We start from the raw sequence: 23920 nt of genomic DNA, 5'->3' as shown, positions 1-23920 counted from the left end.
GCTTTCAGCGTTTGCGGAAGGTTACGACCAGGACATCGCGATAGGCAGGCAGGGCAGGGTCGATCGCCTGCACGGCCGTGACCCCATGATAGACGCGCCGGTCATGCACCAGCGCCATGTCCAGTGGTTCGGTCAGCGTGAAACTGCCCAGCAGGGTTCCGTCATCGCCATGGATCGAGGTTTCACCGCTGGCGATGTTGTCCCGCCGCACCATCAGCACCAGCACGTAATCCACACCATCCCGGTGCAGTCCTTCCGGTGTCGGCTTGCCACCCTCTGCGGTGGCCTCAATGCGGAACTGATGGGTTTCAACATGCCATCCCGTCTCCGGCATCAGGCTGTCGAACAGGCTGCGACAGAAATCCAGTATACAGGTCATGGTAGGGCCGGATGCGACCGCATCTTCCATCGGTTCGAACCACCGCTCGATACCGCCATTCAGGCGGTTATATTCCAGCCCCTGATAATGCGGCTGATGCGGCCCGCGTTCGGGCGCCTGGCCGGGCACAATGTTGAAAACGGCATGACGGCGGCGGCGATAACGGCCTCCATCGGCCATATATGTATCCATGGCCAGCCTGTTCCAGCTATCGGCGAAGGCTGCCCAGTCGGAGAGTCCGGCTTTGTTGCCATTGGTAAAGGCCGATAGCAGGGATGTAGCATGCTCTGAGCGGACGAAGGCGTATCCGGATTCATGCAGCTGGGTCGTCAGGGCATCGAACATGGCGGGCACTCGGCTGGTCTGGCGCTGACAGGTTGTCTGCGCCGTGTCACAATAAAAACCGGGCTGGTGCTGGCACATAGTGGAGCGCCGCCGTCAAGGGCATGTGTTTATTTCCCGATGTGCATGCAAGTCCTGTATGGGCAGCCAGGCCGAGTCGCGGTAAGAAGGCCGGATGCATACCATCGCTCTGATCCTGCTTGTCATCTCCATGGCTCTGGTTGTGGGAACGCTTGTGGCCGGTATCGGCTCCGTCGGTTCCGGCGGCAGCCCGGAGCGTTCCAACAAGCTGATGCGCTATCGTATTTTGTTTCAGGGCATCGCGATCCTGTTATGTGTGCTGGCCTTCAATGTCTGGCGCTGAGGCCGACGAAAGCGGTTTTTCCGGAACAGGGCTGCACGGAAGCGGTTTGACAGTCTTGTGACCCGCTTGCATATCCAGAGCGCCGTTTCGGGAAGTAATGCCGTGCCGCCTTGTCTGGTCGCCGGTTTATGCGCCGGGCGGTCAGCTCGGCATGGTGGCGGTCGATACGGCCTCATCATGGCTCCGGACATTCAAACGCAGCAGGAACCGCCATGAAAATCCTCGTCCCGGTCAAACGGGTAGTCGATTACAACGTCCAGGTTCGGGTTAAGGCCGATGGCACCGGGGTTGAAACGGCCGGTGTGAAAATGTCGATGAATCCGTTCGATGAAATCGCGGTCGAGGAAGCCGTGCGCCTGAAGGAAAAAGGCGTGGCCACCGAAATCATCGTCGTTTCCGTCGGTCCGGCACAGGCACAGGATACGCTGCGCACCGGTATGGCGATGGGTGCTGACCGTGGCATCCTGGTACAGGTCGAAGAGACGGTGGAGCCACTGGGCGTCGCCAAGATCCTCCGTGCTCTGGTGCAGCAGGAACAGCCGGGACTGGTCATCATGGGCAAGCAGGCCATTGATGATGATATGAACGCCACCGGCCAGATGCTGGCGGCATTGCTCGGCTGGCCGCAGGGCACGTTTGCCAGCGCCGTCGTGGTCGAGAATGGCGGGATCATCGTGACCCGTGAGGTTGATGGCGGGGCGCAGACCGTGCAGCTTTCCCTGCCGGCCGTCGTGACGGCTGATCTGCGGCTGAATGAGCCGCGCTATGCCAGCCTCCCGAACATTATGAAGGCGAAAAAGAAACCGATTCAGACAGTGACCCCGGCTGATCTCGGGGTCGATGCGTCTCCGCGCCTGACCGTGTTGCGCGTGGCGGAACCGCCGCCGCGTCAGGGAGGGGTGAAAGTCGGCTCTGTCGATGAACTGGTGTCGAAGCTGAAGACCGAAGCGAAGGTGATCTGACTCATGACCGCACTGGTTCTTGCTGAACATGACGGGCGCGCGCTGAAACAGGCGACCCGCAGCGCCATTGCCGCCGCGCAGAAGCTGGGCGGAGACCTCCATATTCTGGTCGCCGGGCAGGATGTCGGGTCGGTCGCTGCCCAGGCTGCTGCCATTCCCGGCGTGTCGCGTGTCGTGACTGCCGATGCTCCTTCCTATGCCCATGCGCTGGCGGAGCCACTGGCGGCTCTGCTGGTGGCGCTGGCGCCGCATTATTCCCATATCCTTGCCCCGGCTTCCGCCACCGGCAAGAACGTGCTGCCCCGTGCGGCGGCGCTGCTGGATGTGCAGCCGATCAGCGATATTTGCGGTGTCGAATCGGCCGATACCTTTGTGCGACCGATCTATGCCGGGAATGCGCTGGCAACCGTGCGTTCGGCTGACCCGGTGAAGGTCATCACTGTACGGGCCGCCAGTTTCGAACCGGTTCCCTCCGAGGGTGGCGCTGCCGAAATCGTTCCCGCTTCTGCCGTGCCGGTGGAGGGTGGCTCCCGCTTCGTGTCGGAGGCGCTGACGGCCAGCGAACGACCGGAACTCGGCTCCGCCCGGATCGTGATTTCCGGCGGCAAGGGAATGCAGAGCGCCGAGAATTTCGAGCTGCTGGACCGGGTTGCGCGGAAGCTGAATGCTGCGGTCGGTGCATCCCGTGCCGCTGTGGATGCGGGGTATGCGCCAAACGATTATCAGGTCGGGCAGACCGGCAAGATTGTCGCGCCGGAACTGTATATCGCAGTTGGTATCTCCGGCGCCATCCAGCATCTGGCGGGGATGAAGGACAGCCGGGTCATCGTCGCCATCAACAAAGACCCGGATGCGCCGATTTTTCAGGTGGCTGATTACGGTTATGTCGGCGATCTGTTCGAGGCGCTTCCCGCCCTTGAAAAAGCGCTCTGAGCAAAGCTTCTTTGCGTCCCGTGTTGAATCGTGCCTTGCTGCGTGGTGATGATACCGTTGCCGGTCCATGCTCCCCTTTGCATGGATTGGCGGGCATCATGATCCGCGACAGGAATATATCGTCATGAGTGTCGAGCCTTTGCCTCTTTCTGAAGCCGCATCTTATGCCATCCGGAAAATCGGTGTGGTTGGTGCGGGGTTGATGGGCAACGGAATTGCTCATGTCTGTGCCCTGGCAGGGATCGACGTGGTGCTGACCGATACCAGAGCGGAAGCGCTGGATCGCGCCATGACGACGATTCGCGTCAATCTGGATCGACAGATCAAGGCTGGATTAACCACAGAGCAGCAGAAAGCTGCGGCGCTGGCGCGTATCGCCACGGCGGTCGGTTATGATCGACTCAGTGAGTGCGATCTGGTGGTCGAGGCTATTACCGAAAAGGAAGAGGCCAAAAAAGCGCTGTACAAGCTTCTGGCGCCTCATATGAAGCCGGATTGTATTCTGGCCACCAATACCTCCTCCATTTCGATCACCCGGTTGGGGGCGAGCACGGATCGGCCGGAGAAATTCATCGGGCTGCATTTCATGAACCCGGTGCCGGTGATGAAGCTGGTGGAGATCATCCGCGGCATTGCGACGGATGATGCAACCTTTGCTGCTGTCAGCGGTCTGGCGCAGCGGCTGGGTAAAACGATTTCAGTGGCCGAGGATTTCCCTGCCTTCATCGTCAACCGTATTCTGGTACCGATGATCAACGAGGCGGTTTTTGCGCTTTACGAGGGCGTGGCCACTGTCAGCGGAATTGATACCGCGATGCGGCTGGGGGCCAGCCACAGAATGGGGCCGCTGGAACTGGCGGATTTTATCGGCCTCGATACGTGCCTTTCCATCATGCAGGTTTTGTATGATGGTCTTTCCGACAGTAAATATCGTCCTTGCCCGCTGCTGGTAAAATATGTCGAAGCCGGGTGGCTGGGCCGTAAGACAGGCCGCGGTTTCTACGATTACGCCCATATGCCGCCGCGTCCCACGCGCTGACGGATCTTGCTGCTTTTTCCTGCTCATCCTGCTGCTGCATAAGTCGTATGCGCGACCTTTTTTAAAGGCTCGCGCATTATCTGCTTGCATGTTCTGCATTTATAGGTCCTATTCTTTGCAGAAAGTGCAATCGGAGCTCACATAATGCGTAAAAATGTTCTGATGACCGCCGTGTTCGGTCTGTCCATCCTGACTTCCCAGGGCCTGTCCCATGTTGCCATGGCCGCTGTTGATGCAACCCCGCATGACACCAGCCTGGTGATGAGCCGCCTCGACCCCGACAATGATGGCACTGTCAGCCTGGAAGAGGCCCATAAGGCCGCTGAAGCGAAGTTTGAGGCTCTGGACACTGATCACGAAGGCACGCTGGATGCGTCCGAGCTGACCGGTATCGTCGGCAAGAAGGCTGTGGCTGCCTTCGATCCCGACCATGATGGCTCTCTGGACAAGGCCGAATGGCTGAAGCTGGTTGATGCCTATTTCAAGAAGGCCGACCCGGATCACGACGGCACGCTGAGCCCGGCTGAGCTGAGCACCGAGAATGGCCGCGCTCTGGTGGCGCTGCTGGCCTACTGATTGTTCCGGTTTTCCGGCTCAGTCTGACAGAACGGTGCGGGTGCTTTGGTGCCCGCACCGTTTTACGTATGGGTACCTGCACTGTTGAGCGCATCCAGAATTGTGCAGGCGGGGCAGTCATCGCCCGGGCAAGCAGCAGCCAGCCCCTGCAACGTGTCCCGCATGGCCTGAAGCCGAGCGATATCACTCTCCAGACGATCAATATGTTTCAGGGCCAGTGATTTGACCTCGCGACTCGCGCGATGCGGGTCTGAGCGCAGGGCCAGCAGCATTTTCAGCTCCTGCAATGGAAAGCCAAGCCCCCGTGCGGCGGATAGAAAACGCAGACGCTCCAGCACCTCGTGGTGATAGCGGCGATACTGATTATCGCTGCGAGACGGAGGGGGCAGCAGCCCGGCCTGTTCGTAGTAACGGATGGTTTTCGCAGGCAGGCCGGACAGGCGTGAGACCTCGCCGATCGCAAGACTACCATGATGATCGTTTGTGTGATCCGGTTCCTGTGCGTCAGGCAAGGGGGTGATCCTCCGGTAGCTTAAGGAGAGGAGGGCTTCCAGCGTTTCAGCAGCAGCGCATTGACCACCACACTGACCGATGAGAAAGCCATGGCCGCTCCCGCGATCACGGGGTTGAGCAGGCCCAGAGCCGCAAAAGGCAGACCGACGGCATTATAGATAAAGGCCCAGAACAGATTCTGCCGGATTTTACGCCGTGTGGCGCGGCTGAGTGAAATGGCGTCGGCAATCAGGCCCGGCTCCGGTCGCATCAGGATAACGCCGGCTGCATGACGGGCTGCATCGGCTCCGGTGCCAATGGCGATACCGAGATCGGCCTGCGCCAGAGACGGGGCATCATTGACGCCATCGCCGACCATGGCGACCACATGGCCTTTGGCTTGCCATGCGGCGATCCGGGCGGCCTTGTCTTCGGGGCGCAATCTGGTTTCGACCAGGTCAATGCCCGCGGCTTTTGCCGCCTTATGGCCGGAAGCTTCGGTATCGCCGGTCAGCAGCATCACCGTGCAGCCGGTGGCGTGAATGCGTTGGATCGCGACATCTGCACCGGGACGGAGCGTATCTTCAACCAGTAACAGCGCAGCAGGACTGCGATCGATCGCAACCCGCAGGATGGCGGACGGTGTCTCCTGTTCCAGTGCTACTGCTTGCGGGCTGTCGGGGATGTCCAGATGAATGAACAGCGCCGCATTGCCGATGGCGATTTCATGACCGGAGACATGGGCGATCACGCCTTCCCCTGGTCGCTCCTGCAGGAAATCCGGCACCGGAAGAGTTGTTTCCCTGGTCAGGGCCGATTCGCGGACGGCATGCGCCAGCGGGTGGGTACTGCCCGACTCGGCGGCAGCGGCCAGACGCAGGATCATAGCTTTGTCCATGTCGACCGGAGCGGAGGGCAGCAGAATGATCTCATGCAGCACCGGCTTGCCTTCCGTGATTGTGCCGGTTTTATCCAGTGCCACGGTATCAATGCTGCCTGCCCGCTCCAGGCTGGCGGCATCGCGGATCAGAATACCGCGTCTGGCCGCGATTCCGGTGCCGGTGACGAGGGCAGCGGGCGTGGCCAGCCCCAGCGCGCAGGGGCAGGCGATGACAAGCACGGAGACGGCAGCGCGGAACCCGTTCGCAACGTCATGGCCGATCATCCACCATCCCAGAAATGTCAGCACGGCGATCGTCACCACGGCCGGTACAAAAATGGCGGCAACCTGATCCACCAGCCGCTGTACGGGGGCCCGGCTGGCTTCCGCCTCCCGCACCAGTGAGATTACGCGGGCCAGTGTGCCATCATTGACCGTGGCCGTGACACGCACCCGCAACAGGCCGGAACCGTTAATAGCGCCGCCGATGACGGACTCACCGGGGTGTTTGGGAACCGGATGGCTTTCCCCGGTCAGCAGGCTTTCATCCGCATCGGACTGGCCGGAAACGACCTCCCCATCGGCGGCGAAGCGCTCGCCGGGGCGGATGATCACGATATCTTCCGGCATCAGATGGCTCGCGGGAACGATGCGCTCTCCATCGCCATCCTGCAGCCGTGCGGTGTCGGGGCGGAGGGCCGAAAGGGCGCGCGTGGCGGAGCCGGTGGCCTGCCGCGCCCGGCTTTCCAGCCAGCGCCCGAACAGGATCAGGCTGATGACGACAGCGGAGGCATCGAAATAGCCGTGTTCACTGTCCCCGCACAGGACGGCGGTAGCACTGTAAAGAAAAGCAGCGCTGGTGCCGATGGCGACAAGCTGGTCCATATTGCCGGCCCCGGCCCGCAAGCCTCGCCATGCAGCAATATAGAAACGGTATCCGAACCCAATCTGGACGATGCCCGCCAGCACCAGCATCAGCGACCCCGGCAGAGGCAATCCGAGCATGGGCAGCAGCAAAGGCGCCGTAAACAGCGCGGAGAGCAGCACACGCAGCCCTTCCTGTCGGGTTGCCTTGCGTGCCTGTTGCTCGATCCGTTCTTCCTGTTCGCGCTCTCCCGTCAGCGGAGTGGCGGTAAAGCCGGAGCGGGTCACGGCCGCCACCAGCGTATCGATCCGGGCCGAGCCTTCGACCAGGGCACGGTGGCTGACAAGGGAAACCACCGCCCGGCTGACGCCCTCGACATTCCGCAGCGCTCGCTCCACACGACCGGAGCAACTGGCGCAGGTCATGCCGGTGATGTCCAGCTCCTGCCGGGTGAACCCTGCTGGCATCGTTTCAACCGGCATCGGGGTTACTCCGTTGCGAGAATCTCGGCACCGAAACCCGCGTCGCGCACGGCTTCCATCAGCCTTGCGGCCTCGCCGCCGCTGATCTCGGCCCGCCCAAGGGTTACGGAAGCATCGGAAACCCCCGGCACAGCCAGCAGGATGCGGCGCACGGCATTGACGCAGCCTTCACAGGTCATGCCCTTGATCGAGAGAATGGTGGTGGGGGTCATCGGCCGTTTCCTTCCTTGCCAAATGGGTTTTGCCAAATGGGTTTTGCCAGATGGGGCTTGCCAGATGGGTTTTCTCAGACCGGCATCACGGCCCTGTGTGATCTGGAACGGAATGAGAAATGGAAGGTTCCAGCACTGGAAGGTCAAGAGGCGTTGAGGATATTCCAGCGATCGGCGGCGATTTCGTCCTCATCCCTTGCCGCGACCCAGCGTATGGTGCCGTCTTCCAGATGCTCCTGTTTCCAGAACGGGGCTTTGGTCTTCAGCCAGTCGATCAGAAAGGAGGTCGATTCCAGCGCAGCCTCACGGTGCGGTGCGGCGGTCATCACCAGAACGATAGGGGCACCGGCAGGGAGGTAGCCGATCCGGTGGATAATGGTGCAGCCCAGCAGAGACCAGCGCCGGATGGCTTCTTCGGCAATGCGGCGGATCTGCTTTTCGGTCATGCCGGGATAATGTTCCAGGGTCATGCCCTGTAACTGTTCGCTCTGCCCGGCGCTTTCACCGCGCACCACGCCGATAAAGCTGCCGATCCCCCCGATCCGGCGCTGTCCTGCGGTCAGGGCTTCATATTCCCTTGTCAGATCAAAGGGACCAGCCTGAACCGCAATACGCGGGAGCGGGGGGATCATAAGGGGTTATCCGCCTGTGATCGGGGGGAAAAACCCGACTTCATCCCCCGGAGAGATGGGTGTGTCGAGCGCCGCAACCTCATGATTGACGGCACAGCGGATGCGATTTTCAGTGGCGAGCGCTGATTTATAATCCCTGCCGCGTCCACGCAGCCAGGTGATCAGTCCACCGACATTCGCGACACCCGGAGGTAACGGCACGTGTTCCTCATTACGACCGATACGGTCGCGAAGCCACGCGAAATAAACGATATGTAGCCCCTCCTTCATTGGTGTTCCGATCAGCCTCCACGTCGTGCAATCAATAAAAAACGATATCCCCGGGCAGCAACACGTCAGTGTGTCTTGTCCTTGGGGGTTGGAATGGTCCGAACCGTTCCGTCAGGCTCGATCACCGTGCTGGTGCCGTTTCCGTTCGGGACGATGATCTGCCCGTCGGTATTCCTGCCTGTGCTGCCCGGTTCCGCGCCTTTGGCGGCTCCATTACCTTCCGGCATCGGCTTATAGGGTGCGGGAGACGGCATGACACCTGTGCCAAGTGGCATATTGGGTGTGCGTCGTACGCCGCCCAGCTCTGGCGCGATGCTATTCTGCTGTTTCTGAAGGTCGGACAAGGTGGGGGTCGGCGGGATCGGCCCCGGCCAGACATCTCCCGGCTCGGTGGTCAGCGGCGTGGTGACGGTGCGTTCACCCTGCACCCGCAGCATATTCGGGCTGGAGCCGATCGGCCCATTCGGGTTGCTGCGGAAAGTGTGGGTATCCGACAGAAAATCGCCAAAGCCGCAGCCTGACAGAGACAGCATGATACCCAGCAAGGTCAGACGACGCATGACGAGCTTCCTTGAACGATAGCAACCGGAATGACCGGAAAGAGACGACGAAACAGCAATCATATTGTAATGGAACGCAAGACCGGAACGATCAAGCCGGGGCTACATAGCGATAGCGGCTGAGAAAGCCAATCGTCCAGTTGGCAACGGCCTGGACATCATCCAGCGGTAGAAAACACGGCTTATTCATGCCGTTTTCCTGTGTTTCCAGCGGGAACGGGGAGGCTGCCACCGCCACGATGTCACGCTGGTCCGGCCAGAGTGGTGGTTTCCCGGTGACGGGCCGGTAGACCTCGATCTTGGGGTGAGGGTAGGTACGAAAGCCCTCGACCAGAATGACATCCACGGGCGCCATGCGTTGTACCAACCGGTCCAGATCGGGCGCTTCCTCATCTGCACGGGGCTCATGCAGCAAGGCCCAGCGTGCCTCACCCATCAGCATCACCTCATGCGCTCCGGCTTCCCTGTGCCGCCAGCTATCCTTGCCGGGACGATCAAGGTCAAAGCCATGATGGGCGTGTTTGATGGTGGAGACACGCAGCCCGGATGCGATCAGGCGCGGAATCAGGGACGTAAGGAGGGTGGTCTTGCCGCTGCCTGACCAGCCTGCAATGCCAAGAATTTTCGGCTTTGCCAGGGCAGGATCGGGTGAAGTCCCGGGCGTCATGGTGTGCGACTGGGTGTGGAAGAGGAATGTCCCGGTTTTGTGATGCCGGTTGGAGGGGAAACATGGCGCAGTCCGGCCATCAGGTAATCCCAGCCGGTTACCAATGTGAGTCCGGCGGCGACCCATAACTGAATCTCCCCGATCAACTGCACCGGCAGAAATCCGAGTCCAATGAGATGGGCGGCTGAATCGCCCCCCAGCAGAGTGCCGAGTGCCCCCATTTGCACGCCGGTTTTCCATTTTGCCAGCCGGGTTACTGGCAGGCTGACCTGTAATCCGGCCAGATATTCGCGCAGCCCGCTGACGAGGATTTCCCGCAACATAATGACGATAGCGGGGAACAGGCCATGGTTGCCGACCCGGCCATACCCGACCAGCATCATCAGGGAGGCCCCGACCAGCAGTTTGTCGGCAATCGGGTCCAGCATGCGGCCCAGATCGGAAATCTGGCGACGGTCGCGGGCAATTTTACCGTCAAAATAATCGGTGATGGCGGCGGCGGAGAAAATGATGCAGGCGGCCAGATCGCCTCCGGGGCTGCCAAGCACGATCAGGGCCACCATCAGAGGGATGGCGGCAATGCGCGACAAGGTCAGCAGATTGGGAAGATCGGTTGGCACGATGCTGTCTTAGCCGTTTCCGTGCCCGGATGAAAACCGTCCCCGGCGGCAAAGCGCGTTATTCTCCTCCAGAGGGAGACGCTGAGGAGGTGGAAACACCCTGTATCCGATCCTGATCATCCTGATCACGTTTTCTTGGGCGAAGTTCTGAACAGAGCGTATGCTTCATGCGCATAAGGCCGGTTTGCATTGGTTCCAGCAGAGAAGGATCCAGATCACGGGTAGCCAACTGCAGAATTTCGGCACGTCCGGCATTGATGTCCGAGATCAGGGGACGGGCGGCAGGCAGCAGGTGCAGCCGCCAGATACGCCGGTCTGCCGGATCGGGACGGCGCTCCACCATGCCGCGCTGCTCCAGCCGGTCCACCAGCCGGGCGACGGTGATGGGTTCGACCTCAAGTTTTTCGGCCAGATGTTTCTGGGAGATGCCGGGCATCTGATCCAGCCACAGCAGCATGATCCACTGGGCGCGGGTCATATCATGCAGCCGCGCACGCTTGTCGGCAGCAATGCGGAGCAGACGGGCAACGTCGTTCAGCAGCAGCAGCAGATCGAGATTCAACTCGGATGGGTCAGGGTTTTCGCACCTCATACGCTGCTTATGGGAGAAGTCCGGAGAGATTTCCAGATAAAGCCTTCTGTCATGACGGAAGGCAGAAAAACGACAGGCATGATTCGATACGAAAACGTTATTTCCGCGTTGCTCTGCAATCCTTGCGCGGCTGATGGTCTTCGTGCTCGTGGCTGGGAGTGGGTGATGAGCTTGTTCCGGAGGCAACTGGCGTATAGGCATTTTCCATTGATGGCTGTCCCCCCTCTGGCAAGCCCGCTCTGGCCGTCGCATTCCTGTCGGCGGCTGGTGACGGTGCGCATGGCGGGCTGACACAGGATGGAGCGAAAGACATGGGTTACAGGGTAGCGGTGGTTGGCGCGACGGGCGCAGTGGGCCGCGAGATTTTGAAAACCCTGGCCGAGCGTGACTTCCCTGTCTCGGAAGTGGCGGCGCTGGCGTCCGGCCGTTCGGCCGGGCAGGAGATTTCCTTTGGTGAAGACAAGGTCCTGAAGGTCCGGAACCTGGAGACGTTCGATTTCACCGGCTGGGATATCGGCCTGTTCAGCCCCGGTGCTTCCGTCTCCGCTGTGCATGCCCCGCGTGCCGCGGCGGCGGGTTGCATCGTGGTCGATAATACCAGCCAGTTCCGTATGGAGCCGGATGTTCCGCTGGTGGTGCCGGAGGTCAATCCGCAGGCGCTTGATTCCATCAAGCGCGGGATCATTGCCAATCCGAACTGCTCGACCATCCAGATGGTTGTGGCGCTGAAGCCGCTGCATACGCGCTGGGGCGTGAAGCGCGTTTCCGTCGCGACCTATCAGTCGGTATCCGGCGCGGGAAAGGAAGGAATGGACGAGCTGTTCAGCCATACCAAGGCCGGTTTTGTGAACGATCCCACCAGGCCGGAGCAGTTCACCAAGGAAATCGCCTTCAACTGCATTCCGCATATCGACAAGTTCATGGATGACGGCGCCACCAAGGAAGAGTGGAAAATGGCGGTCGAGACCCGCAAAATTCTCGATCCGGATATCGCTGTTTTTGCCACCTGCGTGCGCGTGCCGGTGTTCATTGGCCATGGCGAGGCAGTGCATGTCGAATTCGAAAAGCCGGTGACGGCATCGGAAGCGCGTGCGGCCCTGAGGGAGGCGCCCGGCATCACTGTGGTCGATCATCGTGAGGATGGGGGCTACATCACCCAGCTGGAATGTCAGGGTGAGGATGCAGTCTATGTCAGCCGCATCCGGCAGGACCCCACGGTTCCGAACGGGCTGGCTTTCTGGTGTGTCTCCGACAATCTCCGTAAGGGGGCCGCCCTGAATGCGGTGCAGATCGCGGAGCTTCTGGTCCAGCAGAAGCGGCTTCGGATGCGTTGATCGACATGAAACGGGCGGCCCTCAAGCCGCCCGTTATCATTGTGGCGTCTGATCCGTTGATGCGGCAAGCCTTCCTTTGCCGGCAGATCAGGGTTGCCGGGAGCATTTTATTGCTTCTTTCGCGTTGACCGCGCTGCGGCGCACAAGTATGAAAGACGCGCGCTGGTTTTGTGAAATTAAAGTGCGCAGAGGCAGGCCCCTATCATGACTGACACACGTGAGGCTCTGGCGGTTGGACGGACGAGCGATGGCCGCCTGATCCATCGCCCGCTGTCACCCCATCTTCAGGTCTATCGCTGGCCCATTACGATGGCGTTGTCCATCCTGCACCGGGTCACCGGTGTGGCGGCTGCGATCGGCACCTTGCTGCTGACCTGGTGGCTGGTGGCGGCTGCGACCTCTGATCACGCTTACGACATCGTGTCCGGCTTCATGCGCTCCGGGTTTGGATTGCTGCTGCTGTTCGGCTGGACGGTGGCATTGGTGTACCATTTCATCAACGGTATCCGCCATCTGGTATGGGATGCGGGCTATGGCTTCGACAAGCACGAAGCCACCAGAAGCTCCTATGTCGTTCTGGGGCTGACGGCCTTGTTTACCGTGGCGATCTGGATCGCCGCCGCCGTGGTTCTGTAACCGGCATCTGTGCAGCAGGAGCAGAGAAATGGCTCAATCATCACCCCGTATCCGCGTCATGCGCAGCCATCTGGGCCGTGCGCGTGGCCTTGGTTCCGCAAAACACGGTCTGGCGCACTGGTGGGCGGAGCGTGTGACATCGGTCGCGCTGGTGCCGCTGACCATCTGGTTCATCTTCGCCGCGCTGCATCTGACCGGTCATAGCCGGGCCGAGGTCGCGCAATGGGTGGGGCATCCCGTCCATGCCGTGCTGCTGCTGAGCCTGGTTCTCGCCACCTTTCATCATGTCCAGCTCGGCCTGCAGGTCATCATCGAGGATTACGTGCATACGGAATACGTAAAAATCGCCAGCCTTCTTGCCGCAAGGGCAGCCTGCTTCCTGTTGGGGCTGGCCTGTGCGGTTTCCATCCTGAAGCTGACTCTCTGACGCTGGCGGCCACACCGCCAGCCTCCTTGGTTTTCTCGCCTGCCGGTTTTCCGGCACTCCTCCCCTTACGGTCAGACACCGGCTCGAATGCCCCAGCGGATCGGTAAAGAATGAACGCGATAACGTCTCCCTCCACCGGCGCTTACAGAATCGTCGATCACACTTACGATGTCGTTGTTGTCGGCGCCGGCGGCGCCGGCCTGCGTGCGACGCTGGGTATGGGTGCTGCCGGGCTGAAAACCGCCTGCGTCACCAAGGTTTTCCCGACCCGCAGCCATACCGTGGCGGCGCAGGGCGGCATCAGTGCGGCGCTGGGCAATATCACGCCCGATGACTGGCGCTGGCATATGTACGATACGGTGAAAGGCTCCGACTGGCTCGGGGATCAGGACGCCATCGAATATATGTGCCGCGAGGCTATTCCTGCGATTTATGAGCTGGAACATTTCGGTGTGCCGTTCAGCCGCACCGAGGATGGACGCATTTATCAGCGCCCGTTCGGCGGCCATATGCGGGATTACGGCAAGGAGCCGGTGCAGCGCGCCTGCGCCGCAGCCGACCGGACCGGCCATGCGATGCTGCACACGCTGTATCAGCAGAGCCTGAAGCATCATTGCGAATTCTTCGTCGAATATTTTGCGCTCGACCTGATCATGGACGAGGAAGGCGCCTGCCGCGGCGTCATCGCCTGGAATCTGGAAGACGGCACCATGCACCGCTTTCGGGCGCATATGGTGGTGCTGGCGACGGGTGGTTACGGACGCGCCTACCAGTCCTGCACCTCTGCCCATACCTGCACCGGCGATGGTGGCGGCATGGTGTTGCGCGCCGGTCTGCCGACCCAGGATATGGAGTTCGTGCAGTTCCATCCGACCGGTATTTTCCCCGCCGGATGCCTGATCACTGAAGGTGCGCGCGGTGAAGGCGGTTACCTGACCAATGCGGCAGGTGAGCGTTTCATGGAACGCTATGCGCCGACCGCGAAAGATCTGGCGAGCCGCGATGTGGTCAGCCGCTCCATGACCATCGAAATCAATGAAGGGCGGGGCGTGGGTCCAAACAAGGATCACATCCTGTTGCATCTGGAGCATCTCGGGGCCGAGATCCTCGCCGAGCGCCTGCCCGGCATTTCCGAAACCGCCAAGGTGTTCGCCGGTGTGGATGTGACGAAGGAGCCGATTCCGGTTCTGCCGACCGTTCACTACAATATGGGCGGTATTCCCACGAATTATCGCGCTGAGGTGCTGCGTCCGACCGCGGAAAACCCCGATGCGGTGGTGCCGGGACTGATGGCGGTGGGTGAGGCGGCCTGCGTGTCCGTGCATGGTGCAAATCGTCTCGGTACCAATTCCCTGCTCGATCTGGTGGTGTTTGGCCGTGCCGCGGCGCATCGCGCGGCAGAGATCGTCAAGCCGGGCGCGCAGCACGCACCGCTGCCAGCGCGTGCGGGAGAAGCGGCGCTGGATCGCCTCGATTCCCGTCGCCATGCCAAGGGCGGTTCCCGCGTGGCCGATCTGCGCGCCGAATTGCAGCGCACGATGCAGCGTCATGCTGCCGTGTTCCGCAACAGCGCCAGCCTGACCGAGGGCGTGAAGAAGATGAAGACGGTGTGGGGTGGTCTGTCGGATGTATCCGTCACTGATCGCAGCCTGATCTGGAACACCGATCTGGTGGAAGCGCTGGAACTGGACAACCTGATGGGCAACGCGGCCGCCACCATGGTCAGCGCCGAGGCCCGTCCGGAAAGCCGTGGCGCCCATGCCCATGATGATTATCCGGATCGGAATGATCAGGACTGGATGAAGCACACCCTGTCCTGGGTGGACGCGAGTGGCGATGTGCAGCTGGGCTATCGCCCCGTTAAAATGCAGACCCTGACCAACGAGGTCTCGGTCTTCCCGCCCAAAAAGCGCGTGTACTGAGAGCAGGGAGGATACGGACAATGGTCGAATTCGCGCTGCCCAAAAACAGCAAAATTGGCAAAGGCCGCACGTTCAAGGCGCCTCCGGGTGCGACGCGGGTCAAGGAATTCAAGATCTATCGCTGGAACCCGGATGACGGGAACAATCCGGTGGTCGATACCTACGAGATCGATCTGGATCAGTGCGGGCCGATGGTTCTGGATGCGCTGATCAAGATCAAGAACGAGGTCGACACGACCCTCGCCTTCCGTCGTTCCTGCCGCGAGGGCATTTGCGGCTCCTGCGCCATGAACATCGATGGTGGCAATACGCTGGCCTGTCTGAAACCGATCGAGGATGTGAAGGGAGCCTGCAACGTCAATCCGCTGCCGCATATGGCGGTGGTACGCGATCTGATCCCTGATCTGACGCAGGCCTATGCGCAGTTGCGCAGCATCGAGCCATGGCTGAAATCCGATACGCCCCCGCCGCCCGATGCCGAGCGCCGCCAGAGCCGTGAGGAAAGGGCCGAACTGGATGGCATGTGGGAGTGCATTCTGTGCTTCTGCTGCACCACATCCTGCCCCAGCTATTGGTGGAATGGCGATCGCTATCTGGGTCCGGCCACGCTGCTGGCCGCGTATCGCTGGATTGCTGACAGCCGTGACGAGGCGACCGGTGAGCGTCTGGATGCGCTGGAAGATCCGTTCAAGCTGTATCGCTGCCACACTATCATGAACTGTGCGCAGACCTGCCCGAAAGGGCTGAACCCCGCCAAGGCGATTGGCGAGATCAAGAAGCTGCTGGCCGAACGTCAGGCCTGATCAACCTTTTCTGAGCTGAAACGTTACGGAGCGGTGGGCATTTCCCTCCGCTCCGTCGTCCCGCTATAAGGCGGCATGTTCACCGGTGATCTTTCCAGTCCAGCGACGCGCCGTCGTGCATGGACAGACAGTCTGTTCGTCGATCATGCCGTTTTCAGGCTCGTCTGGGATAACTGGGCCGAGGTTCTGCCCGGCCTGTACCGCTCCAACCATCCTACACCAGGTCGTCTGGCCGCTGCCGTCAGGCGGCATGGCATTCACACGCTGATCAATCTGCGTGGCCACCGGCAATGTGGCTCCGATGCGTTGTCCCGGGATGCGGCACAACGGCTGGGGATGGCTCATGTCGATATGGCGTTCGAAAGCCGGGGCGCACCGCATCGGGACCGCATCCTGCGCTTTGCCTCCATCCTGAAGCAGATCGAATATCCTGCCCTGATGCACTGTAAATCGGGGGCGGATCGGGCCGGTCTGGCATCGGGACTGGCTATTGTTCTGGCCGGCGGTACCGCGGCACAGGCCTTGCGGCAGTTGTCATGGCGGTTTGGACATTTCAATCGCTCCCGCACCGGGATTCTGGACGCATTCTTTGTGCGATATGCAACGGAGGCAGAGGGAAAGAAGAATTTTCTGGATTGGGTCAAGCACGATTACGACGAAGTCGCGCTCAAGCAGGAATTCGTCGCAGGCGGATTATCCAGTTTTATGACGGATACGGTGCTCCGTCGGGAATGATCGGTGATGATCATCCTGTCTGATGCACTGAATAATGAAGTGGCAGCACACAAGATTTGCCAGTGCTGGTGGGGGAAATACCAAGATTATGGCCTGGAATACGGATTCGCAGGAACGCAAACGCAGGTTAAAATCCATTCTCGGTGGTTCTGCCGGAAATCTCGTCGAATGGTATGATTGGTACGCCTATTCAGCTTTTACGGTTTATTTCGCCAAATCTTTTTTCCCTTCGGCAGATCATACTGCGCAGCTTCTGAGTGCGGCGGCGATTTTCGCGGTTGGTTTTCTGATGCGCCCGATCGGGGCATGGATCATGGGAACCTATACGGATCGCCATGGCCGCAAGGCGGGTCTGGCATTGTCAGTGACGCTGATGTGCCTCGGTTCGCTGATCATTGCGCTAGCGCCCTCCTATCATCAGATCGGTCTGGCCGCGCCCGGTCTGCTGGTATTGGCGCGTCTGATTCAGGGTGTCAGTGTCGGTGGGGAATACGGTGCCAGCGCCACCTATCTCAGTGAGATGGCCGGGCGGGATCACCGGGGATTTTACTCCAGCTTTCAATACGTCACGCTGGTGGGTGGCCAGTTGACCGCGCTGGCGGTGCAACTGGTTCTGCAGGCGTTCATGAGTGAGCAGACGCTGGAGCAATGGGGCTGGCGTATTCCGTTTGCCATTGGTGGCGTGCTGGCGCTGGCAGTCTATTACATGCGGCGCGGGCTGGCGGAGACGGAAGCTTTCACCAAAGCCCATCAGGATCAGGCCGAGCCTCGCCGTTCCAGCGGGCTGGCGCTGTTCCGTTTCTATCCCGGACAGGCCTTCATGGTGATGGCGCTGACGGCGGGTGGCACGGTCGCTTTCTATACCTATACGATTTATCTGCAGAAATTTCTGGTCAATTCTGCTGGCTTCAGCCGTCCGGAAAGTACGCGCATCACGGCTCTGGCCCTGTTTATCTATATGCTGTTACAGCCTTTGTACGGCGCGTTGTCTGACCGGATCGGCCGCAAGCCACTGATGATCGGGTTCGGTCTGCTCGGAAGTGCATTCACCATTCCGATTTTCAGCGCCCTTGCAACCACCGATGATATGCTGCCCGCATTTCTGTTGTCGCTGGCGGCATTGCTGATCGTGTCCGGCTATACCTCCATCAATGCGCTGGTGAAGGCGGAACTGTTTCCGGCGCATATCCGTGCTCTGGGTGTGGCGCTGCCTTATGCGCTGGCCAATACGATCTTTGGCGGCACCGCAGAATATGTCGCGCTCTGGTTCAAGCAGAACGGTCATGAGCCTTATTTCTTCTGGTATGTGACCATGATGATTATGCTGTCATTGGTCGTTTACATCATGATGCCAGAGACAAAGCGTCAGAGCATGATTGAGGAAGACTGATGCCTGTTGCTGCACAGGGCCGGGTTTTCTGGTAGCCGGCCCTGTGACAATGCCGCATGACACTGTCAGGCGGCTCTGGTCAGCCGTTTGACCAGTGCAGAGAAACGGTGGCGGCGAAGTTCAGAGCGTGCCGCCTTATCGTCGGCCATATAGTTCAACTGCACCACATAGCGTCGCCCCACAAACTGGCGGTGGCCGTGCCATGTGGTGGGGCCGTTCGGGAAGACCAGCAGCGTGCCATTCACTGGCGGAACCTCGACGGCATAGTTCTCGATATCATCCGGGCTACGCAGCAGACGCAGGCAGCCTTCCTGTTTGGCCCAGGCTTCTGTTTCGGGGTTCAGATACAGCAAAATCGTCACGCGCTTGGCGATGCTGTCGCAGTGGATGCGTCCGTCTTTTTCCCGAGACCAGCCGCGCAATGTGACCATGGTGGCGGCATCATCCAGATCGAGGGAAAATTTCCGTGCGATCGCGGCCTTGAGACGGGGGCCGGAGAGCTCCGCGAAAAGGTCTTTGCCGATCGGTCCCAGCCGCAGGGCTTCGGCGGGAAAAGACCCGCCTTTTTCCAACAGCGGTAGTTCCGGAATCAATCTGGAGAGAACAGGGCCGGGCACAAAATTCCGGACCAGCACGTGGTTGAACGGGTCTGATGAAACAGGGGTTTCATCCAGCGCGGTGTAGTTCAGATCCATGATGTTTTCGCTGCTCCCAAACCCTGACCCGCATATCGGGCAGGAAACGTGGCGGAGACATTAAAGCCAGCCTCCGTTTTCTCCACTGTATTCCTAGCATGCCGGCAGTATCGGGAAATCCTCTCTCCGGCTCCGGTCAGGTCCGCAGGAGACGCTTGGGTTTGTCGAGGCTCATGGTGGAAAGCGGCTGCGCATCCAGCACCGGTCGCATACAGGCATGGTTGACCAGGGCGATTGCTTCCGGGGTAGCCTGTTGAGGGTTGGCCGCTCCATCGGACCGGATACAGGGGCTGCGATAGGGCCACGCCGCGGAGAAACCTGTGTGCACGCACAGTTCCAGCGGAGTCCCCGCCTGTGCAGAGGGCGCAAGGGAGGCTATCAGCACGCCTGTCAGCAGAAGATGTTTCACCGCTTTTCTCCGGGAGTTCCGGTGATGCAATTCTGCAACGTCAACGGATAAAGCGGTGATCGGCTGCCTTGATCACGCTTTGTTGATCAAAAGGAGCCGTCCATGACTGGTGATGATTTGAGCCGTGGCCCGCTGCCCGCCTACCGCGCCCGCGCCGAGGCCGGGATCATTACGCCTGATCAGGGGCAACTTGCGGTGGCGGAGAAATTGCAAGCCTTATGGCAGGCCCTGCAAGGGTATGAGCCATCACCCGCCCCTGCCCGGAAAGGCTGGCTGGGCCGTCTGCTGGGTGGTCAGATACAGGGCGCAGAACCGCCACGTGGCGTATACATGGTCGGGGATGTCGGGCGGGGCAAATCCATGTTGATGGATCTGTTCCACGGCGCAGTCGGGCTGACGCGCAAGAAACGCGTGCATTTTCATCGTTTCATGCAGGATGCTCATGCCCGCGTCCATCGCTGGCGGACGGAGAATCCCGGGGGCGCCGATCCGATCCCGCCTCTGGCTGACAGTATTGCAGCTGAGAGCATCCTGCTTTGTTTCGACGAGTTTCAGGTGAACGATATTGCCGACGCCATGCTGTTAGGCCGTCTGTTTGAGGCGCTGTTTGCGCGCGGCGTGGTGATTGTAGCGACCTCGAATACGGAGCCGGACAATCTGTTTGCGGGCAAGCCGGGACGGGATGCATTCCTGCCCTTCATCGCCCTGATCCGGCAGAAGCTGGATCTGGTCACGCTGAACGGAGCGCGTGACTGGCGGCGGGATCGGCTGCGCGTCACGCCGCGCTGGCATGTCCCGGTCGATGCACGGGCCGATGCCGCGCTCGACCGGGCCTTTGCGGAGCTGAGTGATGGGGTGTCCGCTGGCCCCGTCTCCTTATCTGTATCAGGGCGGACGCTGACTATTCCGCTGGCTGCAAACGGGGTGGCACGGGCCGATTTCGACCATCTGTGCAACACCAATCTTGGACCAGGCGATTATCTGGCCATTGCCACGCATTTTGAAGTGTTGGTGCTGGATGGTGTGCCGCGTCTTTCCCCTGACAATCATGATGCGGCCAGACGTTTCATCACGTTGATAGACGCCCTGTATGATCACCGGGTCAAACTGATTGCCTCTGCTGCGACCCAGCCGGATGCGCTGTATCAGGCCGGGGAGGGGGCTGAGGCTTTCCGTCGCACGGCCTCCCGGCTGGAGGAAATGCAAAGCGAGGATTATGTCGAGACCGCTTGCATTCCCTGACCCATAAATTTTTTTTATGGGTCAGTATGAAGCCTTTATCAAAACGAGGGTCTGGCATAAACGGAGCGGGTAGCCGGGTTTCTTGCCGCAATGCGGCAAAACAGGATACCCAGCTTGTGCCGGACGGCTCCCGGGCAGTTGTCTGGCATAGCGGCACGAGACGGGCCGTTTTCCATTGCCCTCGGAAGGACACCCTATGGCGCGCAACAAAATTGCCTTGATCGGTGCCGGTCATATTGGCGGAACGCTGGCGCATCTGATTGGCCTCAAGGAATTGGGCGATGTCGTGTTGTTCGACGTGTTCGGTGGTGTCGCCGCCGGAAAGGCGTTGGACATCATGCAGTCCGCCCCGGTGGACGGATTTGACAGCACCATGGTTGGCGGCTCCGACTATGCCGCGATTGCCGGGGCGGATGTCGTGATTGTAACCGCCGGTTTCCCGCGGATGCCGGGCATGTCCCGCGACGATCTGGTCGCTAAAAATGCCGAAGTGATTGCTCAGGTGGCCGAGGGTATCCGGACGCATGCCCCTGATGCGTTCGTGATCGTCATCACCAATCCGCTGGATGCAATGGTCTGGGTGATGCAGCAGAAAAGCGGTCTGCCCCCGCACAAGGTGGTCGGCATGGCCGGGGTGCTGGACAGCGCGCGTTTCCGTCTGTTCCTGGCGCATGAATTCAATGTCTCGGTCGAGGATGTGACGGCCTTCGTGCTTGGCGGCCATGGCGATACGATGGTACCGCTGATCCGCTACTCCACGGTGGCGGGTATTCCGGTGCCGGACCTGATCCGCATGGGCTGGACCACGCAGGAAAAAATCGACGCCATTGTCAGCCGTACGGCCAATGGTGGCGGCGAGATTGTCAAGCTGCTGGAAAAAGGCAGTGCTTTCTACGCCCCTGCGGCCTCTGCCATTGCGATGACGGAAGCCTATCTGAAAGACAAGAAGCGCGTGATGCCCTGCGCTGCCCATCTTTCCGGTCAGTATGGCATTGACGGTCTGTATGTCGGCGTGCCCGTGGTCATCGGCGCTGGCGGGGTGGAGCGCGTGGTCGAAATCTCCCTGAATGAGCAGGAACAGGCTGCCTTCGACAAATCCTGCGACTCAGTGAAGGAGCTGATTGCAGCCTCCCGGAAACTGATCGGCTGATCAGGGTTTCGTAATCCGCATTGCCGGAAGGCATGGACATGATTGCCGGAAGGCATGGACATGCGGCAAGCATGTCATCTTCCTGTTATGAAGGACGGCCCTCCTCCGGATGAAACCCGGATGGGGCCGTTCCTGTTTTCCGGATTAGGCGGCTGCATCTGTGAACATTCATGAATATCAGGCCAAGGAACTCCTGAAGGAGTTTGGCATTCCGGTGCTGGAAGGCCATGTGGCCTGGACCCCGGACGAGGCAAGAGAAGCAGCGCGGCGGCTGCCGGGGCCACGCTATGTGATCAAGGCGCAGATCCATGCGGGCGGGCGCGGAGCGGGGCATTTCCTGCACAGCCAGTCCGGGCGCGGCGGTGTGCGTCTGGCGGCCTCCGTCGAGGAAGCTGGTGAGCATGCGGCAGCGATGCTCGGCCAGATTCTGGTGACGAAGCAGACCGGCCCGGCCGGGCGCCGCGTCCATCGTGTCTATGTCGAGGCCGGTTGCGAGATCGAGCGGGAGCTGTACCTCTCCCTGCTGGTCGACCGGGATACGTCCCGTGTCACCATCGTCGCCTCAGCCGAGGGTGGCATGGATATTGAGGACGTCGCCGCCTCGCGTCCGGAGCGAATCGTGCGCGTAACGGTCGATCCGGCCATGGGTCTGTCCGAGTTTCATGCACGGCGGATTGCGTTCCGGCTGGGCTTGAGCGGGGTGCAACTGGCCTCGTTCGGCCGGTTGGTAAAGGCGCTTTACAAGGCCTATATCGCGCTCGATTGCGCAGTGGTTGAAATCAATCCGCTGGTCGTCACAAAAGCCGGTGACATGCTGGCGCTGGATGCCAAGGTCATTTTTGACGACAACGCGCTCTATCGCCATCCGGAGCTGGAACGGCTGCGCGATCCGGCGGAAGAAGACCCTAAGGAGCTGGAAGCCGCACGCCACAAGCTGAGCTATATCGCGCTTGATGGCACGATCGGCTGCATGGTCAATGGCGCCGGTCTGGCCATGGCGACCATGGACATTATCCGGCTGTATGGCGCAAAGCCCGCGAATTTTCTGGATGTCGGCGGTGGCGCGACCAAGGAGCGTGTGGCGGCGGCCTTCAAGATCATTCTGGCCGATCCGAATGTTGAAGGCATCCTGATCAATATTTTCGGCGGCATCATGCGCTGTGACGTGATTGCGGAAGGCGTGGTGGCCGCGGCGCGGGAGGTCAGCCTGTCTGTACCTCTGGTGGTGCGTCTGGAAGGCACCAATGTCGAGCCGGGAAGGGCGATCCTGAGCCAGTCCGGCTTGTCGATCGTGGCGGCGGATGATCTGGACGATGCCGCACGCAAGATTGTCGCGGCTGTGGCGGAGGCAGGCTGATGTCCATTCTGATTGGATCGCATACACGCCTGCTGGTGCAGGGGCTGACCGGTGCGCAGGGCACGTTTCACACCGAACAGGCCATTGCCTACGGTACTCAGGTCGTGGGTGGGGTGACACCGGGCAAAGGCGGCTCCCGCCATCTCGACCTGCCGGTGTTTGACACGGTGATGGAGGCGCGGGAGCGCACCGGGGCGGATGCCTCGGTGATCTATGTGCCGCCGCCGCATGCGGCGGATGCCATTCTGGAAGCCATTGATGCGGGCATGCCTCTGGTCGTCTGCATTACCGAGGGTATTCCGGTGCTGGATATGGTGCGCGTGCGCCGCGCGCTGGAGGGCACACATACACGGCTGATCGGTCCCAACTGTCCGGGTGTCATCACGCCGGGTGCGTGCAAGATCGGCATCATGCCGGGCCATATCCACAAGCGCGGTCGCATTGGCATTGTCAGCCGCTCCGGGACGTTGACCTATGAGGCGGTGGCACAGACCACGGCGGCGGGGCTGGGTCAGAGTACCTGTGTCGGCATTGGCGGTGATCCGGTCAAGGGAACAGATTTCATCGAGGTACTGGAGATGTTCCTGAAAGATCCGGAAACCGAGGCTATTGTCATGATCGGTGAAATCGGCGGCCAGAGCGAAATCCACGCTGCCGAATATTTGATCGCCAGTGGTGCAGATAAGCCGGTGGTCGGCTTCATCGCCGGCAGCAGTGCGCCGCCTGGTCGGCGGATGGGCCATGCCGGGGCAGTGATCAGCGGTGGCAGGGACACGGCGGAGGCAAAGTATAACGCGTTGCGCGCGGCAGGTGTGCATATAGCGCAAAGTCCCTCAACATTGGGGGAGACAATGTTGAAAGCCTTGAAGCGATAAGGATTTTTTTTGCGGCGCGGTAATCCATCACCGCGCCGCATGCGTATTGGACAATGCTGTCCTTTCTCTGCGCCTGAA

At 60.5% G+C, this 23920-nt stretch carries 28 protein-coding genes; 16 read left to right on the top strand and 12 right to left on the bottom strand.

Annotated features, from left to right (window positions below):
- Positions 1–4 precede the first annotated feature (4 nt).
- Positions 5–724: a 2OG-Fe dioxygenase family protein gene (locus tag GbCGDNIH8_RS10875; protein WP_072573200.1), complete on the bottom strand. Its 720-nt coding sequence runs from the start codon at positions 722–724 to the stop codon at positions 5–7.
- A 172-nt stretch (positions 725–896) separates the two neighbouring features.
- Here GbCGDNIH8_RS10875 and GbCGDNIH8_RS10870 point away from each other — a divergent pair, with 172 nt between their 5' ends.
- From GbCGDNIH8_RS10870 to GbCGDNIH8_RS10850, 5 genes are all read left to right on the top strand, one after another.
- Positions 897–1085 (top strand): twin transmembrane helix small protein, encoded by a 189-nt coding sequence (locus GbCGDNIH8_RS10870; RefSeq protein ID WP_011632795.1) that lies wholly within the window; start codon positions 897–899, stop codon positions 1083–1085.
- Between the two features lie 212 nt (positions 1086–1297).
- Positions 1298–2047, top strand: coding sequence for an electron transfer flavoprotein subunit beta/FixA family protein (locus GbCGDNIH8_RS10865; RefSeq protein WP_072573199.1), 750 nt, complete (start codon positions 1298–1300; stop codon positions 2045–2047).
- 3 nt (positions 2048–2050) lie between these two features.
- Positions 2051–2980, top strand: coding sequence for an electron transfer flavoprotein subunit alpha/FixB family protein (locus GbCGDNIH8_RS10860; protein WP_072573198.1), 930 nt, complete (start codon positions 2051–2053; stop codon positions 2978–2980).
- A 124-nt stretch (positions 2981–3104) separates the two neighbouring features.
- Complete coding sequence (locus GbCGDNIH8_RS10855) at positions 3105–4019, top strand: 3-hydroxybutyryl-CoA dehydrogenase (RefSeq protein ID WP_072573824.1); 915 nt, start codon at positions 3105–3107, stop codon at positions 4017–4019.
- Positions 4020–4163: 144 nt separating this feature from the next.
- The gene (locus GbCGDNIH8_RS10850; RefSeq protein ID WP_216634451.1) at positions 4164–4595 is read left to right on the top strand and encodes an EF-hand domain-containing protein; all 432 of its coding nucleotides are present in this window, start codon (positions 4164–4166) and stop codon (positions 4593–4595) included.
- A gap of 62 nt (positions 4596–4657) precedes the next feature.
- Here GbCGDNIH8_RS10850 and GbCGDNIH8_RS10845 read toward each other — a convergent pair whose 3' ends face one another.
- From GbCGDNIH8_RS10845 to GbCGDNIH8_RS10805, 9 genes are all read right to left on the bottom strand, one after another.
- A complete protein-coding gene (locus tag GbCGDNIH8_RS10845) occupies positions 4658–5107 on the bottom strand; it encodes a Cu(I)-responsive transcriptional regulator (RefSeq protein ID WP_253736028.1) in 450 nt (149 codons plus the stop codon).
- A gap of 20 nt (positions 5108–5127) precedes the next feature.
- Positions 5128–7314 carry a heavy metal translocating P-type ATPase gene (locus tag GbCGDNIH8_RS10840; protein ID WP_072573197.1) on the bottom strand — a complete coding sequence of 729 codons (2187 nt, stop codon included), beginning with the start codon at positions 7312–7314 and terminating at the stop codon, positions 5128–5130.
- Positions 7315–7319: 5 nt separating this feature from the next.
- Positions 7320–7526 (bottom strand): heavy-metal-associated domain-containing protein, encoded by a 207-nt coding sequence (locus tag GbCGDNIH8_RS10835; RefSeq protein WP_072573196.1) that lies wholly within the window; start codon positions 7524–7526, stop codon positions 7320–7322.
- Positions 7527–7669: 143 nt separating this feature from the next.
- Complete coding sequence (locus GbCGDNIH8_RS10830) at positions 7670–8158, bottom strand: molybdenum cofactor biosynthesis protein MoaE (protein ID WP_072573195.1); 489 nt, start codon at positions 8156–8158, stop codon at positions 7670–7672.
- 6 nt (positions 8159–8164) lie between these two features.
- A complete protein-coding gene (moaD, locus tag GbCGDNIH8_RS10825; RefSeq protein WP_011632786.1) occupies positions 8165–8428 on the bottom strand; it encodes a molybdopterin converting factor subunit 1 in 264 nt (87 codons plus the stop codon).
- 65 nt (positions 8429–8493) lie between these two features.
- Entirely contained in the window at positions 8494–8988 is a 495-nt protein-coding gene (locus GbCGDNIH8_RS10820) for a hypothetical protein (protein WP_081368975.1), read from the bottom strand.
- A gap of 91 nt (positions 8989–9079) precedes the next feature.
- The gene (gene mobB, locus GbCGDNIH8_RS10815; protein WP_072573193.1) at positions 9080–9655 is read right to left on the bottom strand and encodes a molybdopterin-guanine dinucleotide biosynthesis protein B; all 576 of its coding nucleotides are present in this window, start codon (positions 9653–9655) and stop codon (positions 9080–9082) included.
- On the bottom strand, positions 9652–10275 hold the full coding sequence (pgsA, locus tag GbCGDNIH8_RS10810; RefSeq protein ID WP_072573192.1) for a CDP-diacylglycerol--glycerol-3-phosphate 3-phosphatidyltransferase: 624 nt from the start codon (positions 10273–10275) through the stop codon (positions 9652–9654). The genes mobB and pgsA overlap by 4 nt, the downstream gene beginning before the upstream one ends.
- A gap of 58 nt (positions 10276–10333) precedes the next feature.
- Entirely contained in the window at positions 10334–10837 is a 504-nt protein-coding gene (locus GbCGDNIH8_RS10805; RefSeq protein ID WP_253736027.1) for a MarR family winged helix-turn-helix transcriptional regulator, read from the bottom strand.
- A 341-nt stretch (positions 10838–11178) separates the two neighbouring features.
- On the opposite strand from GbCGDNIH8_RS10805, the gene GbCGDNIH8_RS10800 reads away from it, so the two are divergent.
- The 7 genes from GbCGDNIH8_RS10800 to GbCGDNIH8_RS10770 all read left to right on the top strand — a co-directional run bounded on the left by GbCGDNIH8_RS10800 (position 11179) and on the right by GbCGDNIH8_RS10770 (position 18114).
- Entirely contained in the window at positions 11179–12201 is a 1023-nt protein-coding gene (locus GbCGDNIH8_RS10800; protein WP_072573190.1) for an aspartate-semialdehyde dehydrogenase, read from the top strand.
- 204 nt (positions 12202–12405) lie between these two features.
- The gene (gene sdhC, locus GbCGDNIH8_RS10795) at positions 12406–12837 is read left to right on the top strand and encodes a succinate dehydrogenase, cytochrome b556 subunit (protein ID WP_072573189.1); all 432 of its coding nucleotides are present in this window, start codon (positions 12406–12408) and stop codon (positions 12835–12837) included.
- 28 nt (positions 12838–12865) lie between these two features.
- The gene (sdhD, locus tag GbCGDNIH8_RS10790; RefSeq protein WP_072573188.1) at positions 12866–13264 is read left to right on the top strand and encodes a succinate dehydrogenase, hydrophobic membrane anchor protein; all 399 of its coding nucleotides are present in this window, start codon (positions 12866–12868) and stop codon (positions 13262–13264) included.
- 110 nt (positions 13265–13374) lie between these two features.
- A complete protein-coding gene (gene sdhA / locus GbCGDNIH8_RS10785; RefSeq protein WP_072573187.1) occupies positions 13375–15186 on the top strand; it encodes a succinate dehydrogenase flavoprotein subunit in 1812 nt (603 codons plus the stop codon).
- 20 nt (positions 15187–15206) lie between these two features.
- The gene (locus GbCGDNIH8_RS10780; protein ID WP_072573186.1) at positions 15207–15989 is read left to right on the top strand and encodes a succinate dehydrogenase iron-sulfur subunit; all 783 of its coding nucleotides are present in this window, start codon (positions 15207–15209) and stop codon (positions 15987–15989) included.
- 75 nt (positions 15990–16064) lie between these two features.
- Positions 16065–16724: a fused DSP-PTPase phosphatase/NAD kinase-like protein gene (locus GbCGDNIH8_RS10775; protein ID WP_072573185.1), complete on the top strand. Its 660-nt coding sequence runs from the start codon at positions 16065–16067 to the stop codon at positions 16722–16724.
- A gap of 88 nt (positions 16725–16812) precedes the next feature.
- Positions 16813–18114: an MFS transporter gene (locus tag GbCGDNIH8_RS10770; RefSeq protein ID WP_072573184.1), complete on the top strand. Its 1302-nt coding sequence runs from the start codon at positions 16813–16815 to the stop codon at positions 18112–18114.
- 65 nt (positions 18115–18179) lie between these two features.
- Here the strand turns inward: GbCGDNIH8_RS10770 and GbCGDNIH8_RS10765 are convergent, their stop codons facing one another.
- The gene (locus GbCGDNIH8_RS10765) at positions 18180–18809 is read right to left on the bottom strand and encodes a 2OG-Fe(II) oxygenase family protein (protein ID WP_072573183.1); all 630 of its coding nucleotides are present in this window, start codon (positions 18807–18809) and stop codon (positions 18180–18182) included.
- Between the two features lie 136 nt (positions 18810–18945).
- The gene (locus GbCGDNIH8_RS10760; RefSeq protein ID WP_072573182.1) at positions 18946–19218 is read right to left on the bottom strand and encodes a hypothetical protein; all 273 of its coding nucleotides are present in this window, start codon (positions 19216–19218) and stop codon (positions 18946–18948) included.
- Positions 19219–19320: 102 nt separating this feature from the next.
- Here GbCGDNIH8_RS10760 and zapE point away from each other — a divergent pair, with 102 nt between their 5' ends.
- The 4 genes from zapE to sucD all read left to right on the top strand — a co-directional run bounded on the left by zapE (position 19321) and on the right by sucD (position 23842).
- Positions 19321–20460, top strand: coding sequence for a cell division protein ZapE (gene zapE, locus GbCGDNIH8_RS10755; RefSeq protein ID WP_072573181.1), 1140 nt, complete (start codon positions 19321–19323; stop codon positions 20458–20460).
- A gap of 196 nt (positions 20461–20656) precedes the next feature.
- Positions 20657–21610, top strand: coding sequence for a malate dehydrogenase (mdh, locus tag GbCGDNIH8_RS10750; RefSeq protein WP_072573180.1), 954 nt, complete (start codon positions 20657–20659; stop codon positions 21608–21610).
- A 160-nt stretch (positions 21611–21770) separates the two neighbouring features.
- Positions 21771–22967, top strand: a complete 1197-nt coding sequence (gene sucC / locus GbCGDNIH8_RS10745; protein ID WP_072573179.1) for an ADP-forming succinate--CoA ligase subunit beta — start codon at positions 21771–21773, stop codon at positions 22965–22967.
- Complete coding sequence (gene sucD, locus GbCGDNIH8_RS10740) at positions 22967–23842, top strand: succinate--CoA ligase subunit alpha (RefSeq protein ID WP_011632769.1); 876 nt, start codon at positions 22967–22969, stop codon at positions 23840–23842. Before sucC ends, sucD begins: the two co-directional genes overlap by 1 nt.
- The last annotated feature ends 78 nt before the right edge of the window (positions 23843–23920 follow it).

It is taken from the genome of Granulibacter bethesdensis (assembly GCF_001889545.1).
Lineage (GTDB): Bacteria > Pseudomonadota > Alphaproteobacteria > Acetobacterales > Acetobacteraceae > Granulibacter > Granulibacter bethesdensis_B.
The sequence above is the reverse complement of the archived record's forward strand: the minus strand, read 5'-3'. Positions and strand labels throughout refer to the sequence as shown.

Coding starts and splice junctions, on each gene's coding strand:
- zapE (WP_072573181.1), top strand. CDS start 19,321: ATGACTGGTGATGATTTGAGCCGTGGCCCGCTGCCCGCCTACCGCGCC.
- GbCGDNIH8_RS10855 (WP_072573824.1), top strand. CDS start 3,105: ATGAGTGTCGAGCCTTTGCCTCTTTCTGAAGCCGCATCTTATGCCATC.
- GbCGDNIH8_RS10860 (WP_072573198.1), top strand. CDS start 2,051: ATGACCGCACTGGTTCTTGCTGAACATGACGGGCGCGCGCTGAAACAG.
- sdhC (WP_072573189.1), top strand. CDS start 12,406: ATGACTGACACACGTGAGGCTCTGGCGGTTGGACGGACGAGCGATGGC.
- GbCGDNIH8_RS10830 (WP_072573195.1), bottom strand. CDS start 8,158: ATGATCCCCCCGCTCCCGCGTATTGCGGTTCAGGCTGGTCCCTTTGAT.
- sucD (WP_011632769.1), top strand. CDS start 22,967: ATGTCCATTCTGATTGGATCGCATACACGCCTGCTGGTGCAGGGGCTG.
- moaD (WP_011632786.1), bottom strand. CDS start 8,428: ATGAAGGAGGGGCTACATATCGTTTATTTCGCGTGGCTTCGCGACCGT.
- GbCGDNIH8_RS10800 (WP_072573190.1), top strand. CDS start 11,179: ATGGGTTACAGGGTAGCGGTGGTTGGCGCGACGGGCGCAGTGGGCCGC.
- GbCGDNIH8_RS10770 (WP_072573184.1), top strand. CDS start 16,813: ATGGCCTGGAATACGGATTCGCAGGAACGCAAACGCAGGTTAAAATCC.
- GbCGDNIH8_RS10765 (WP_072573183.1), bottom strand. CDS start 18,809: ATGGATCTGAACTACACCGCGCTGGATGAAACCCCTGTTTCATCAGAC.
- GbCGDNIH8_RS10820 (WP_081368975.1), bottom strand. CDS start 8,988: ATGCGTCGTCTGACCTTGCTGGGTATCATGCTGTCTCTGTCAGGCTGC.
- GbCGDNIH8_RS10865 (WP_072573199.1), top strand. CDS start 1,298: ATGAAAATCCTCGTCCCGGTCAAACGGGTAGTCGATTACAACGTCCAG.
- GbCGDNIH8_RS10780 (WP_072573186.1), top strand. CDS start 15,207: ATGGTCGAATTCGCGCTGCCCAAAAACAGCAAAATTGGCAAAGGCCGC.
- mdh (WP_072573180.1), top strand. CDS start 20,657: ATGGCGCGCAACAAAATTGCCTTGATCGGTGCCGGTCATATTGGCGGA.
- GbCGDNIH8_RS10850 (WP_216634451.1), top strand. CDS start 4,164: ATGCGTAAAAATGTTCTGATGACCGCCGTGTTCGGTCTGTCCATCCTG.
- GbCGDNIH8_RS10870 (WP_011632795.1), top strand. CDS start 897: ATGCATACCATCGCTCTGATCCTGCTTGTCATCTCCATGGCTCTGGTT.
- GbCGDNIH8_RS10840 (WP_072573197.1), bottom strand. CDS start 7,314: ATGCCGGTTGAAACGATGCCAGCAGGGTTCACCCGGCAGGAGCTGGAC.
- sdhA (WP_072573187.1), top strand. CDS start 13,375: ATGAACGCGATAACGTCTCCCTCCACCGGCGCTTACAGAATCGTCGAT.
- sdhD (WP_072573188.1), top strand. CDS start 12,866: ATGGCTCAATCATCACCCCGTATCCGCGTCATGCGCAGCCATCTGGGC.
- GbCGDNIH8_RS10835 (WP_072573196.1), bottom strand. CDS start 7,526: ATGACCCCCACCACCATTCTCTCGATCAAGGGCATGACCTGTGAAGGC.
- mobB (WP_072573193.1), bottom strand. CDS start 9,655: ATGACGCCCGGGACTTCACCCGATCCTGCCCTGGCAAAGCCGAAAATT.
- GbCGDNIH8_RS10775 (WP_072573185.1), top strand. CDS start 16,065: ATGTTCACCGGTGATCTTTCCAGTCCAGCGACGCGCCGTCGTGCATGG.
- GbCGDNIH8_RS10875 (WP_072573200.1), bottom strand. CDS start 724: ATGTTCGATGCCCTGACGACCCAGCTGCATGAATCCGGATACGCCTTC.